Source organism: Micromonospora sp. NPDC049275, from assembly GCF_043197115.1.
Lineage (GTDB): Bacteria > Actinomycetota > Actinomycetes > Mycobacteriales > Micromonosporaceae > Micromonospora.
Genome location: NZ_JBICSN010000002.1, coordinates 936,862 through 949,722, shown reverse-complemented (window position 1 = coordinate 949,722; position 12,861 = coordinate 936,862). Strand labels below are relative to the sequence as shown.

Genomic DNA, 12,861 nt, shown 5'->3' with positions numbered 1-12,861 from the left:
CCATGGGTGACATTCTGGTGGGCACCGCGTCCTGGACCGACCGCACACTGCTCGACTCGGGCTGGTACCCGCAGACCGCCGACAACCCGGAGAAGCGTCTGGCGTACTACGCCCGCCAGTTCCCGCTGGTCGAGGTGGACGCCACCTACTACTCACCGCCCGCCGAGGCGACCGCGCGGCTGTGGGCCGAGCGCACCCCGGCCGGCTTCACGTTCAACATCAAGGCGTTCAGCCTCCTCACCGGCCATCCCACCCGGGTCAGCGCGCTGTACAAGGACCTGCGGCCCGAGACGGACAAGAAGAACGTCTACCCCGACGACCTGCCCGCGCAGGCGTACGAGGAGGTGTGGACGCGCTTCCTGTCCGCGTTGGACCCGCTTGTCGAGGCGGGCAAGCTGGGCGCGCTGCTGTTCCAGTTCCCCCCGTGGTTCACGATCAAGCGGGCCAACAAGCAGTACCTGCTGGAGGTGGCGAAGCGCTGCGCGCCACTGCGCCCGGTGTTCGAGTTCCGCCACGCGTCCTGGTTCGACGGCGACAACGCCGACGAGACCCTCGCCTTCCTGCGCGAGCACCACCTTCCGTACGTCTGCGTGGACATGCCGCAGGGCCACCGCTCGTCGGTCCCCCCGGTGCTGGCCGCCACCGGGGATCTCGCGGTCATGCGGTTCCACGGCCACAGCGACAAGTGGACAAGCAAGGACATCCACGAGAAGTTCGGCTACCACTACTCGAAGCGCGAGCTGGCCGACTGGGCGCCGAAGCTGCGCGAGCTGGCCGACTCGGCCGGGCAGACCCACGTTTTGATGAACAACTGCTACCGCGACTACGCCCAGACGAACGCGAAGACCCTCGTCGGGCTCCTCGACGCCGGCTGACCTCACCCGATCCGGGTGGGGTCGGCTCACCCGACCGAGCGGCACGGTGGACACGGTGGGTACGGCCGCGCGGCAGCGGCCGACGCCCGAGACGACACGGAGGTGACGGGGATGACGGCTCGAGTGGTGACAGATCGACGGCGTGGCGCCGTCCTGCACGTGGTGGGCGCGGCCGACAACGCCCGGCGCGCCCCGCAGGGCAGCCCGGTACGGGCCCGTCGTGGCCCGGTGGGACCACCGCGACGCACCGACGACCGACGGTGGGACACCACGGAACGGGGGTCGACCGATGGCTGACGCGATGATCTCCGCTTTCGAGAGCTCACTGGACAAGACGAACCTGATCCTCAAGGACATCGAGTCCGCCTACGGGTGGCCGAAGGAGCGGCGCAACCAGTCGTACGCGGCGCTGCGCACTGTGCTGCACCTGCTGCGCGACAGGTTGGCGGTAAACGAGAGCGTCGAGTTCGCCCAGCAGTTGCCGGTGCTGGTTCGGGGGATCTACTTCGACGGCTGGAACCCGTCGGACGTGCCGATCAAGCTCAACCGCGACGACTTCCTCTACGAGGTCCGCCAGGGCTTCCCGTACGACGCCGAGGGTGGCGCCGAGCGGGTGACGCAGGTAGTGCTGGACACCCTGCGTCGGCACGTCACCCAGGGCGAGTGGCAGGACGTGAAGGACACCATGCCGAAGGATCTCGCCACGTTCATGCCGTGACCCCGTGACACCGTGAGCCCGTCCGACGACGCCGTCGGGCGGGCTCAGCGCTGCGACGTGTCGGCCTCGGCAGCGGAGGGCACCCGCGTCACCTGGTGACCGGCCCCGCGGGCCAGCGCCGCGAAGGCGACGGCGTCGGTAACGGCCGCGCCGCCGGGGTCGTTGTTGAAATAGACGTACGCCGGCTCGTCCGCGCCGAACGCGTCGGTGAGCCGGCGGACCCACGAGGCGAGCGCGGTACGCCCGTAGTGCGGCCACGGTCGGGCCCGCCCCTCGTGCAGGCGCAGGTAACCGAAGTCGGTGGTACGCCACCGGGGGGCCACCGGACGACCGAGGCGATCCGCCCAGACCAGCGCCGCCCGTCGCCGTTCCAGGACGGCACGTGTGGCGTCGGTCCACCACGACGGGTGCCGCGGCTCCACAGCGACCCGCACCTCGGCCGGGAACAGCCGCAGCGTCGCGTCGAGCGCATCGACGTCCGCCCGCAGGTTCGGCGGCAGTTGCAGCAGCACCGGCCCGAGCCGGTCGCCGAGGGCCGTGGCCCGGCCGAGGAACCGCGCCACCGGCTCGGCCGGATCCCGCAGACGTTTGATGTGGGTGAGGTAGCGGCTCATCTTCACCGCAACGCAGAAGTCCGCGGGTGTCCGCTCCCGCCACGCCGCGAAGGTCTCCCGCTCCGGCAGCCGGTAGAAGGCGTTGTTGACCTCGACGGTGGCGAAATGCTCCGCGAAGTGCTCCAACCAGAGTCGCTGCGGCAGCCGCTGCGGGTAGAAGCGGCCCCGCCAGTCCCGGTACTGCCAACCGGAGGTGCCCACCAGGATCACCCACCCATCCTGACACCAACCGCGACCGGCCGCGAACCGCCCGTGTCGCCCCGGTTCGGCGTCTACGGTGTGGGTTAGAGAAGATCGCGCGTGGGGTACCACCCGCAGCACGACGGACCCCGGCGTACGGCGGGGCGGCACACCCGAGGGAGTACCGATGGCACTCAACGACGATGACATGCAGACCACTGGCGGCGGCGGCCTGGAGGGTCCGGCCGACGGTGGCGCGACCCCGGGTCACCAGGACGGCGGCGCGGACGGTGGCGCGGAGGGTCCGGCCGACGGTGGCGCGACCCCGGGTCACCAGGACGGCGGCGCCGATGGTGGCGCGGAGGGTCCGGCAGACGGTGGCGCGACCCCGGGTCACCAGGACGGCGGCGCGGACGGTGGCGCGGAGGGTCCGGCCGACGGTGGGGCGACCCCCGGGCAGCAGGATGGCGGCGCCGACGGCAGCGCCCGGTAACGGACCGTCATGACGCACCTCGACCCGCCGGGCGGCCACGGCCGCCCGGCGGTTTCGTCCGCGGACGCCGCCGCCGCGCTGGCCCGCTGTGTCTCGGTCGAGCCGGCCAAGTTCGCCGCCGCACACTGGGGACACACCCCGCTGCTGTCCCGCGCCGCCGAGCTGCCCGACCCGGCCGGCTTCACCGACCTGTTCAGCCCCGCCGACGCCGACGAGCTGCTCAGCCGGCGCGGTCTGCGTACCCCGTTCCTGCGCATCGCCAAGGACGGCCAGCTCGTGCCGGCGGCGCGCTGGACCGGCGGCGGCGGCGCCGGCGCGGAGATCGGTGACCAGGTGCTCGACGAGCGGGTCCTGGAGCAGTACGCGGCCGGTGCCACCCTTGTGTTGCAGGGCCTGCACCGGATCTGGCCGCCGCTCGTCGACTTCGCCCGCGATCTGGGCCTCGCGCTGAACCAGCCGCTGCAGATCAACGCCTACCTCACGCCGGCCGGAAGTCAGGGCTTCGCCACCCACTACGACACCCACGACGTGTTCGTGCTCCAGGTCGACGGCCGCAAGCACTGGCGGATCCACCCACCGGTGCTGCCCGACCCGCTGGAGAAGCAGACGTGGGGCGGTCGTGCCGACGAGGTCTCCGCGACCGCGCAGGGTCCCGCCGCGCTGGACGTGGTGCTCGCCCCCGGCGATGCCCTCTACCTGCCCCGCGGCTGGCTGCACAGCGCGCAGGCCCAGGACGCCAGCTCGCTGCACCTGACCGTGGGCATCCGCGCGTTGACCCGCTACGCCCTGGTCGAGGAGCTGCTCGCGCTGGCCGCCGAGGACCGGCGGCTGCGCGCCAGCCTGCCGTTCGGCACCGACGTGGCCGACCCGGACGCCATCGAGCCGGAGCTGACCGAGACGGTGGAGGCGCTGCGCGACTGGCTGTTGCGCGCCGACCCGGCCGCCGTCGCGGCGCGACTGCGTCAGCGCGCCTGGCCTGCCGCCCGACCGGCGCCGATCCGGCCACTCGCCCAGGCCGGCGCCGTGGCCGCGGTGGACGCCGACTCCCGGCTCACCCTGCGGCCGGGGCTGCGCTGGCAGCTCGTGCCGCACGGGAACGACCAGGTGGCGCTGCGCCTGTTCGACCGCACCATCACCCTGCCGGCGGACTGTGAGCCGGCGGCCCGCGCCCTGCTCAGCGGCACGGTCACCCGCGTCGGTGACCTGCCGGGTCTGCCCGACGACGCCGACCGGGTCACCCTGGCCCGCCGCCTGCTCCGCGAGGCGGTGCTCGTCCCGGCCTGAGCGTGCCCGCTGGCGGTGATCGACTCGGTTTCCGTGAAGTCGCGGTGTCTGGAGGGCTCGGACAGCGCGGTTTCCAGGAAACCGAGTCGATCAATCCCCCTGGCGCGGGGTCAGCGGCCGAGCACCAGCAGCAGCGCGGTCGCGAGCACCCCCGCGCCGAGGACCACGGTGATCGGGCGTGGGCCGAGGACCGCGTGCCGGCGGTCGGCCAGCACCCGCGCCGGCACGAGGCCGATCAGCGGTCCGAGCAGGGTCACCACAAGCGCCAGCACCGGCAATCCGACCGCGAGGTCGCCGCCGTACCCGACGCCGAGCGCCCGCGCGCCCGCCCCCAGCGCGTACGCCACGACCGCGCCGGCCACCCCGCAGAGCGCCAGCAGCGGGTTGACCGAGCCCGGCAGCTCGCCCGGCTGCCCCGCCCGGTCGAGCAGGTCCCGGGCACGGCCGAGCAGCGCCACCGGCTCGCCTACCGCACTGCCGTTTGTCGGCGCGGGCGGGGCGCCGAGACGGCGGACGCCCAGCCGGGCGCGGACCTGCTGCCACAGGTGCGCCACCTCGGCGTCGACGCGTTCCTGTTCCTCGCGGGCCGCGACCAGTTCCTCCTCGGCACGGCGCACCTGGTCGGCGGCGTCGGCGACGGCCCGCTCGGCCGCCGCGCACTGCCGCTCGTACCACGTGTGCGCCTCGGCGCGCTGCTCGCGGACCCGGGCGGTCAGCTCGGCCAGTCGCCGCAGCTGCGCCGTGTACGTCTCACTGCTCACCGGCTGGTTCATCGCGACGGTCCATAGGGGATGAGCACCTGGCCGGTGCGGTGCACCGCCCGGTCGAAGAACAGACCGCGCCACGGTCGGGGATACCAGTCCGGGCCGCCGGTGCCCGGGTAGAGGGAAGCGCCCAGCTCGCCGCCGTGCGCGTCGAGCGCCACCCAGGCGCCGATCTGGTCGGTGCGGGCGCCCGCCCCGCCCAGGTCGGCGCGCATCCGGGCCACACCCCGCCACCAGGCCAGCACGTGGGTACGCCGCTCCGGCCCGTCGTGCAGGATCCGCCGCAGCTGCTCCAGGCCGGTGCGCCGACCCGTGCGCGCCGCGAGGGCGCCGGCCGCCGCGTCGACCGCGAACAGCAGCAGATAGTGCGGGGTACCGGGACCGGACAGCCCGTCGGCCGTCTCGGTCATCAACTCGCCGACGGTCTCCTCGTCGTACCAGGCGGCGTCGTCGGCCAGGTCGTCGTAGAGCGCGCGGGCGATCGGATCGGCGTCCGGGTCGAGGCAGGCGATGGAGAATCGGGCGGTGCCCGCGGGGTGCTGGCGGGCCAGCGACCGGGCGGCCGAGTCGAGCACCGCGCAGGCCTCGTCCACCCGGGTGCCCAGCACCGCCAGATTGCGTCCGGGGGCGCGCGGAAGCCGCAGTGCCGCCGAGCGGGACTGCACGTCGATGATTTCGCCGAGCAGGGCCACCGGGTTGCGCGGCGCGCGGCCGTCCGCCGGTGCGGCGAGCGCCCGGAAGTCCGGGGCCTCGTCGAGTCGGGGGATCGCGTCGCCGTCGAAGAGCCGCGCCGGTGCGGCGTCCGGCGGGCGCATCCGCCAGAGCCGGTGCTGCAGGCCGCTCCACGTCTCCCAGTCGCTGGCCGACGGGATCCGGGCGACCTCGTTGCCCTCCACCATCCCCGACTCGGCGTTGACCACCGCGTGCCAGCGGGGCAGCGACTGCGCCGCGTCGTTGCGTTCGGCCAGGATCCGCAATGCCTTGGGCAGCGCGATCCGCAACGTGAACTGGGCGACCAACGCCGGACGGCCCCACAGCGCCTCGATGCCCCGCACGTCCTGCGAGGCGAGCACCAGGTGGATGCCCTGCGACCGGCCGCGGCGGGCCAGGTCCTCCAGCAGGTCGGCGGCCTCCCGGGCGACCACGTCCCGGCCGGCCAGCAGCATCTGGAACTCGTCGACAACGGCGACGATCCGGGGCCAGTGCCCGGTCGGGTCGACCGCGCGCAGCTCGGCCAGCTTGGTCACCTCGTGCTTCTTGGCGGCGTCGGCGCGGCGACGCAGCTCCTCGGTGAGGAACCGCAGCAGCGCCAGCCCGAACTCCCGGTCGGTGTTCACGTTGATGCCGACCAGGCGCATGTGCGGCAGCCAGCTCGGGTCGCGCCGGCCCTGCGCGAACCGGGCGAACGACACGCCCTCCTTGAAGTCCAGCAGATAGAACTCCAGCTCGGCGGGGGAGTAGCGGGCGGCCAGGGCGCCGATCCACGCGAAGATCAGGTTGGTCTTGCCGGTGCCGGACGGGCCGCCGATCAGCGCGTGCGGTGGATAGTCGCCAAGGGTCAGGCGCACCGGTCGGCCCTGCGGTCCCTCACCGATCGGGGCGGTCAGGCCGCTTGCCGAATCCTCCCGCCACATCTGCTCCGGTGGGGGCAGCAGGTCGGCGAACGGCGTCGGCGGCGGGCCGGCGTTGACCTGGGCCGCGATCTCCCGGCAGGTCTCGGTGACGAGCGTCGCCGGTGGCGGCGAATCCAACCGGACCGACAGACCGGACGGGCCGCCGATCCACGCGCCTGACGACTCGGTCACCACCCGCGTCACCGTCGGGTCTTCCGGCAGGGGGATGCCCCGGACCACCAGGTGCACCCCGCAGGCGACGCCGGCGCGGACCACCCGTTCGAGCTGACCGCGCTCGTGCCGGTTCAGCTCGTCGCCGCCGAGCAGCACCGCCACCCGCCAGGGCTCGGGCCGACGGCCGGTCGCCGAGGCCAACTCCCGCAGCGAGCCGTGTTCGCCGGCCAGCACCGTCTCGTTGATGCGGCGGATCTGCTCGACCAGGTCGTCCAGCAGCGGGCCCAACCCACCCGGGCCGACGAAGGTGAGCAGCCCCGCGGTGCCCAGGGGCGCGAACCCGGCCAGGCCGCCGCCGAGGTGCTCCGGGTCGTACCCGACCAGTCGTACCCCGCCCGGGTCGGCGCGGCCCACGGCCCGCAACAGCAGCGCGGACACCACCGCGTCGCAGCCGGCGCGGTCGTCCCCGGACAGGTGCACGTGCCCGGCGTCGAGCAGCGGCACCAGCGCGGGCACCGGGTCGACGTCGTCGATCCGGACCGTGCCGACCCGCAGCGCGCCGGGCGGCTCGGCCCGTCGGGTGGGCGTCGGCGTCCAACCCGGCCAGTCGGCGCCGGCGCAGCCGGGCGCCTCCCGGCGGGCGGCGTCGGCGGCGTGGCGGGCCAGCTCGGCGATGCGGGTGGCGTGCCGGGCGTCGATCTCGGCGAGACGACGGTCTCGTTGAGCGCCGACCCGCTGCGGTACGGCGGCGGCCGCCCGCCGGACCCGGGTCAACCGTTCGCGGCCCGCGGTCAGCTCGGCCTGGGCCGCCGACAACCGGGTACGCGTGGCGCCCAGCGCCTCCCCGAGGGTGTCCCGGATCCGGGTGGCCAACTGGCCGCGCCGATCAGCCATCGAAACCCCGACGGGCCGGCGCGTCCCGCCACGGGCTGCCCGTCCGCGACGGCAGCCCGGTGCCCCGCTGCGGCACCGCACCGCCGGACGCCTGCCCGGTACGACCGCCCACCCCGCCCGGACGCGCATTCACGCCGCCGGACGATGTCTCGGCGGCCGCTTTCCCGGAGCGCTGTTCGGCGGGGCGTGGGCTCGCGCCGCCGGAGCGCTGCTCGGCGGGCCGTGGACTCGCGCCGCCGGAGCGCTGCTCGGCGGGCCGTGGACTCGTGCCGCCGGCGTCCTGGCCCCCGGTGGCCGGCGGCGTGCCGGTGGCGACGGGCAGGTCCCGGCCGAGGCGGGCGAGCAGCAGCCCGGTCGCCACGCCGGCGGTCACCGCGGAGTCGGCGGCGTGTGGCGGCTCCCCCGACGCGCGTGGTGGCGGCATCCGGCACACCCGGGTCAGCAGCGTCTCCAGCACCGGCGGGGGCAACCCGGGCAGCAGGTCGCGCACCCGCCCGTTCAGCTCGCCGCGCAGCCGGCCGAGGTCGGCGGCGCGGGGCGGATGCCCCAGCAGCTCACCTGCCAGCTCCCGCAGCAGCGGCGGCGCGAGCGCGGCCATCCCGAGGCCCACGTCGGCCGACGCCCGGCGCAGCTCGGTGCGCAGCCGGTCCCGGTCGCCGGCGCGTACCCCGCCGACGACCCGGCGCAGCAGCTCCTGCGAGTCGCGCAGCCGCTCGTCGGGCTCGTCGGCGCCGCCGTCGCTCCCGCCTGTCAACTCCGCCACCCGCACCGACCACCAGCGGCGCATCCGCACCTGCTCGGCCTGCTCCGGCGCCACAGTGGTCGGTCCGGCCGGTGGGGCCTCGTCGTGGCGCGTGTCGCGCTGCTGCGGGCGGGGCGCCGGGGCGCCGTCCGCGGCGAGCCCGATCGCGGCCAGGTACGCCGACAACTGCTCCTGTGCCACCCGCAGCGCGTAGTTGGCGCTCTCGGCGTGCTCGGTCGCGGCGGACAGCTCGGGCACCCCCATCGGGTTGGCCGACTCCTGTCGTACCCAGCGCAGCCGCTCGGCGGCCAGGCCGAACTTCTCCAGGGCCTGGCCGAGCAGGCCCACCGGGAACTCCTCGCTGGCCGCGCGGACCTGGCCGCCGATGTCCTCGATGATGGACACGACGGCCTACAGGGTGGAGACGTAGAGCTGCGCCTGCTCGACCGCGACAAGTGTCGCGGCGAGACACTCCTCCAGCTCCTGGCTGGCCTGGGTCAGCGACGCCTGGGCCGCCTCGACCGTCTCGTGGCCGCTGCCCTCCAGCGCGCCGGCCAGGGTCTGCTGCGCCTCGGCCAACTTCTCACCGGCCGCCTGGACGGCTGTCTGCCCGTCGCCGATCTGTTGGAGGGCGACATCGATGGCAGCCTTCAGCTCGGCGACGCTCGCCACGGCGGAACCTCCTGGGGGCGGGGAGATCTCCATTAGAGCCTACTGGCGTCCGTGGGAGAACATCCGCCCTGTCAGTGTTCCTGTCCGGCTGACCGTTAACCCCCCGGAAGTGCCGGGAGTCCGTTCTGTGGGAACTCCCAGCATGAGAATCTCTCAATTGTCGCGGAGCCAACGCGGGCCGTACACCTCGGCGCCCAGGGCGGTGACCCGCTCGCGCAGCTCCCGGTCGGCGGTGACCACCAGTCGACGGCGCTGCGGCGCCGCCTGCACCAGCTCGACAACTGTGTCGTCGCCCGAGCCGGGTGCGGAGACCACGCGGACGTCGTCGGTGCCGGGCACGTCCCGTGCGGCGCCCTCGACCACGAGGACCACCTCGACCGGAGCGGTCAGACGCGCGGGCAGACCGGTGGCGGCCACCGGGGCGAGGGAGTCCCTCAGCCGGGCGGCGGCCCCGGCCCGGTCCCGCCACCACCCGTTCGGGCGGGAGCCCACCACGTTGGCGCCGTCCACGATCAGCAGCGGGTTCTCAGTCATGTCGCCAGCCTGCCACCCGGGGCCGGCGTCGGCCGGACGCCACTCCACACCGCGAGGTGCGCCGTCGCGTGCGGCGTTTGTCGGGCCGAGCGCCGGGTAGCCCCTGGCGACCGTGCCGCTGCCCGACTGCGGAGGACAGACATGATGGGACCCGGTGACATCGGCTCCGACCCGTGGGACGAATTCCTGGCCCGGTACTTCGGCCGGGGCGAGGGAGGACGCCGACCGCCGCACCGGGTCGACATCACCCGCCTGATGACCGCCGACGCGCGGGAGATGCTTGCCGACGCGGCCCGCCGTGCCGCGCAGCGCCAGAGCAACGACCTCGACACCGACCACCTGCTCTGGGCCGCCCTGCAACGCGAACCCCTGCGCGACCTGGTACGCCGGGCCGGCGCCGACCCGGACACACTTCTCAACGCGCTGGGCGGCAAGGGCGACGGCGCACCGCGTGGGGAGGTCCCGCCCAACCTGTCGCTGACCCCGGCCGCCAAGCGGGCGCTGCTCGACGCCCACCAGTTGTCCCGGGCGATGGGTGCCAACTACATCGGCCCCGAGCACATCCTGATGGCCCTGCCGCTCAACCCCGAGTCGCCGGCCGGGCGGATGCTGGCCGCCGGCCGGATCCAGCCCGAGTCGTTGCAGGCCGCCAACGCCGAACGTGGCCCGATGACCGGGCCAAAGCCGGACCGCGGCACTCCCACCCTGGACCAGTACGGGCAGGACCTCACCGACCTGGCCCGCGCCGACCAGATCGACCCGGTGATCGGGCGGGCCGACGAGATCGAACAGGCAGTGGAGATCCTTTCCCGGCGGACGAAGAACAACCCGGTGCTCATCGGCGAGGCAGGTGTCGGCAAGACCGCCATCGTCGAGGGCCTGGCCGAGCGGATCTGCGACGGCGACGTGCCGCAGACCCTGCTCGGCAAGCGCGTGGTGCAGCTCGACCTGGCGGGCCTGGTGGCGGGCACCCGCTACCGGGGCGACTTCGAGGAGCGCCTCAAGAAGGTGATCGACGAGATCCGGGCGCACCGCGACGAGTTGATCATCTTCCTGGACGAGATCCACACCCTGGTCGGCGCGGGCGGCGCCGGCAGCGAGGGCGGAATGGACGCGTCAAACATGCTCAAGCCCGCCCTCGCGCGGGGCGAGCTGCGGGTGATCGGCGCGACCACGCTCGACGAGTACCGCAAGAGCATCGAGAAGGACGCCGCGCTGGCCCGGCGGTTCCAGCCGGTGCTGGTGCCCGAGCCCAGCGTCGACGACACGATCGCCATCCTGCGCGGCCTGCGCGACAGGTACGAGGCCCACCACCAGGTGCGCTTCGCCGACGAGGCGCTTGTCGCCGCCGCCGAGCTGTCCGACCGGTACGTCACCGACCGGTTCCTGCCGGACAAGGCCATCGACCTGATCGACCAGGCCGGCGCCCGGGTCCGGCTGCGTACCCGCACCCCGGCCTCCGACGTGCGGGAGCTGGAACAGGAGCTCGACGACGTACGCCGGGACAAGGAGCAGGCCGTCACCGACGAGCAGTACGAGCGCGCGTCGGCGCTGCGGGACCGGATCTCCGAGCTGGAGGAGGAGATGCGCCGGGCGAACGGCGCCGACGGCTCGTCCTCGCAGGTGCCCGAGGTGCGCCCGCAGGAGATCGCCGAGGTGGTCTCCCGGGCCACCGGCATCCCGGTCAGCCAGCTCACCGAGGAGGAACGCGACCGGCTGCTGCGCCTGGAGGGCCACCTGCACGAGAAGGTGGTCGGCCAGGACGACGCGGTCACCGCGGTGGCCGAGGCGGTGCGCCGCTCCCGCGCCGGGCTGGCCGACCCGGAACGGCCGATGGGCAGCTTCCTGTTCCTCGGGCCCACAGGCGTCGGCAAGACCGAGCTGGCCCGGGCCCTGGCCGAGGCGTTGTTCGGCGAGGCGGACCGGATGGTCCGGGTGGACATGAGCGAGTTCCAGGAGCGGCACACGGTCAGCCGGCTGGTCGGCGCCCCACCCGGGTACGTCGGCTACGAGGAGGCCGGCCAGCTCACCGAGGCCGTACGCCGCCGCCCGTACGCGGTGGTGCTGCTCGACGAGATCGAGAAGGCGCACCCGGACGTGTTCAACATCCTGCTCCAGGTGCTCGACGACGGGCGGCTCACCGACAGTCAGGGCCGCACGGTGAACTTCAAGAACACCGTGCTGATCATGACGAGCAACCTCGGCTCCGAGCTGATCACCGGCGCGCAGCGCGCGGTCGGCTTCGGCAGCGGGGACGTGGGCAGCGAGCAGGAGAACGACGAGCTGCGCGAACGCCTGATGCGCCGGCTCCAGGAGAACTTCCGCCCCGAGTTCCTCAACCGCATCGACGAGGTCATCATCTTCCGGCGGCTGGAGGCCGAGCAGTTGCGCGACATCACCGCGCTGCTGCTGGAGGAGACCCGCCGTCGGCTGCACGCCCAGGACATCCAGGTGGAGTTCACCACCGCCGGCATCGACTGGCTCGCCGAGCACGGCTACCAGCCGGAGTTCGGCGCCCGCCCGCTGCGCCGGGTCATCCAGCGGGAGGTGGACAACCACCTGTCGCGGATGCTGCTGGAGTCGGCGATCTCGCCCGGCCAGAAGGTGACAGTGGACGCCCGCGACGGGCAGCTCACCTTCGACGTGACCGCGGGCGAGCGGGGGTACACCGCCGCCACGACAACGCACCCGCGATGACTCCGCCCGCGCGACGAGACGACCACGAGGACCCGCACGAGCACGCGGAGTCCGGGAAACACCGGGACGAGGACGACGACGACCATCCCGACCCGATCCTGGCGCCCCCGACCGCGAACCCGCGCCGCACGCGGGTGCCCGCCGAGGGCCTGCATCCGAAGACCGACCAGGACGACCCGGAGACGTCGGGTCACCACCGTCGAGAGGAGACCTGATGGTACGCGACACGCGGCTCGACCCCGAGGTGGAAGTGCTCTGGGAGGACTTCCACGCCGAGGTCAACGTCCCGTCGGAGCAGCTGCGCACCTGGCTGCTGACCCGGGGCTCGGGCGAGGAGTCGTTCAGCCCGAACCCGGACCTCGACCTGCCTCAGCCGGGTCGCGAGATCCTCAAGGTGCTCAACAAGCGCAAGGTCGACCTGACCCCGGAGGACATCGAGGTGATGCGGGAGGCGGTCGAGCGCATCCGGGAGCTGATGGACGCCAAGCCTCGGCGCGGCAACGCCGACGACACGTGGCGGCACTCGCTGCTCGACCTCGGTCACGACCCTCTCGTCGAACGCTGAGTGACGCCGTACGCGACGGTGCCGTCCCGGTTCGGGGCGGCA

At 73.8% G+C, this 12,861-nt stretch carries 14 protein-coding genes; 8 read left to right on the top strand and 6 right to left on the bottom strand.

Going from position 1 to position 12,861, the window contains the following annotated elements:
• Positions 1–2 precede the first annotated feature (2 nt).
• The 3 genes from ACGFIE_RS09855 (at position 3) to ACGFIE_RS09845 (ending at position 1,593) form a co-directional block, all read left to right on the top strand.
• Positions 3–875, top strand: a complete 873-nt coding sequence (locus ACGFIE_RS09855) for a DUF72 domain-containing protein (protein WP_393292937.1) — start codon at positions 3–5, stop codon at positions 873–875.
• A 111-nt stretch (positions 876–986) separates the two neighbouring features.
• On the top strand, positions 987–1,172 hold the full coding sequence (locus ACGFIE_RS09850; protein WP_393292935.1) for a hypothetical protein: 186 nt from the start codon (positions 987–989) through the stop codon (positions 1,170–1,172).
• A complete protein-coding gene (locus tag ACGFIE_RS09845; RefSeq protein ID WP_363685704.1) occupies positions 1,165–1,593 on the top strand; it encodes a DUF2267 domain-containing protein in 429 nt (142 codons plus the stop codon). Before ACGFIE_RS09850 ends, ACGFIE_RS09845 begins: the two co-directional genes overlap by 8 nt.
• Before the next feature lie 44 nt (positions 1,594–1,637).
• Here ACGFIE_RS09845 and ACGFIE_RS09840 read toward each other — a convergent pair whose 3' ends face one another.
• Positions 1,638–2,417 (bottom strand): DUF72 domain-containing protein, encoded by a 780-nt coding sequence (locus tag ACGFIE_RS09840; protein ID WP_393292933.1) that lies wholly within the window; start codon positions 2,415–2,417, stop codon positions 1,638–1,640.
• A 157-nt stretch (positions 2,418–2,574) separates the two neighbouring features.
• Between ACGFIE_RS09840 and ACGFIE_RS09835 the strand changes: the two genes are divergently transcribed.
• Together ACGFIE_RS09835 and ACGFIE_RS09830 are read left to right on the top strand one after the other, a co-directional pair.
• The gene (locus tag ACGFIE_RS09835) at positions 2,575–2,880 is read left to right on the top strand and encodes a hypothetical protein (RefSeq protein WP_007459745.1); all 306 of its coding nucleotides are present in this window, start codon (positions 2,575–2,577) and stop codon (positions 2,878–2,880) included.
• Positions 2,881–2,889: 9 nt separating this feature from the next.
• On the top strand, positions 2,890–4,164 hold the full coding sequence (locus ACGFIE_RS09830; RefSeq protein ID WP_393292931.1) for a cupin domain-containing protein: 1,275 nt from the start codon (positions 2,890–2,892) through the stop codon (positions 4,162–4,164).
• A 110-nt stretch (positions 4,165–4,274) separates the two neighbouring features.
• On the opposite strand, the gene ACGFIE_RS09825 is transcribed toward ACGFIE_RS09830, so the two are convergent.
• The 5 genes from ACGFIE_RS09825 to ACGFIE_RS09805 all read right to left on the bottom strand — a co-directional run bounded on the left by ACGFIE_RS09825 (position 4,275) and on the right by ACGFIE_RS09805 (position 9,557).
• The gene (locus ACGFIE_RS09825) at positions 4,275–4,937 is read right to left on the bottom strand and encodes a hypothetical protein (protein ID WP_393292929.1); all 663 of its coding nucleotides are present in this window, start codon (positions 4,935–4,937) and stop codon (positions 4,275–4,277) included.
• On the bottom strand, positions 4,934–7,609 hold the full coding sequence (locus ACGFIE_RS09820; protein WP_393292927.1) for an FtsK/SpoIIIE domain-containing protein: 2,676 nt from the start codon (positions 7,607–7,609) through the stop codon (positions 4,934–4,936). Before ACGFIE_RS09820 ends, ACGFIE_RS09825 begins: the two co-directional genes overlap by 4 nt.
• Positions 7,602–8,756 (bottom strand): hypothetical protein, encoded by a 1,155-nt coding sequence (locus ACGFIE_RS09815; RefSeq protein ID WP_393292925.1) that lies wholly within the window; start codon positions 8,754–8,756, stop codon positions 7,602–7,604. The genes ACGFIE_RS09820 and ACGFIE_RS09815 overlap by 8 nt, the downstream gene beginning before the upstream one ends.
• Positions 8,757–8,762: 6 nt before the next feature.
• Positions 8,763–9,023: a hypothetical protein gene (locus ACGFIE_RS09810; protein WP_007076395.1), complete on the bottom strand. Its 261-nt coding sequence runs from the start codon at positions 9,021–9,023 to the stop codon at positions 8,763–8,765.
• 153 nt (positions 9,024–9,176) lie between these two features.
• Positions 9,177–9,557 carry a hypothetical protein gene (locus ACGFIE_RS09805; protein WP_234582026.1) on the bottom strand — a complete coding sequence of 127 codons (381 nt, stop codon included), beginning with the start codon at positions 9,555–9,557 and terminating at the stop codon, positions 9,177–9,179.
• Positions 9,558–9,698: 141 nt separating this feature from the next.
• Here ACGFIE_RS09805 and ACGFIE_RS09800 point away from each other — a divergent pair, with 141 nt between their 5' ends.
• Genes ACGFIE_RS09800 through ACGFIE_RS09790 form a run of 3 tightly spaced genes read left to right on the top strand, consistent with a single transcriptional unit; the run spans position 9,699 to position 12,819 of the window.
• Positions 9,699–12,254 carry an ATP-dependent Clp protease ATP-binding subunit gene (locus ACGFIE_RS09800; RefSeq protein WP_393292922.1) on the top strand — a complete coding sequence of 852 codons (2,556 nt, stop codon included), beginning with the start codon at positions 9,699–9,701 and terminating at the stop codon, positions 12,252–12,254.
• On the top strand, positions 12,251–12,469 hold the full coding sequence (locus ACGFIE_RS09795; protein ID WP_363685718.1) for a hypothetical protein: 219 nt from the start codon (positions 12,251–12,253) through the stop codon (positions 12,467–12,469). The genes ACGFIE_RS09800 and ACGFIE_RS09795 overlap by 4 nt, the downstream gene beginning before the upstream one ends.
• A complete protein-coding gene (locus ACGFIE_RS09790; RefSeq protein WP_363685720.1) occupies positions 12,469–12,819 on the top strand; it encodes a DUF3140 domain-containing protein in 351 nt (116 codons plus the stop codon). The genes ACGFIE_RS09795 and ACGFIE_RS09790 overlap by 1 nt, the downstream gene beginning before the upstream one ends.
• Positions 12,820–12,861: the final 42 nt, after the last annotated feature.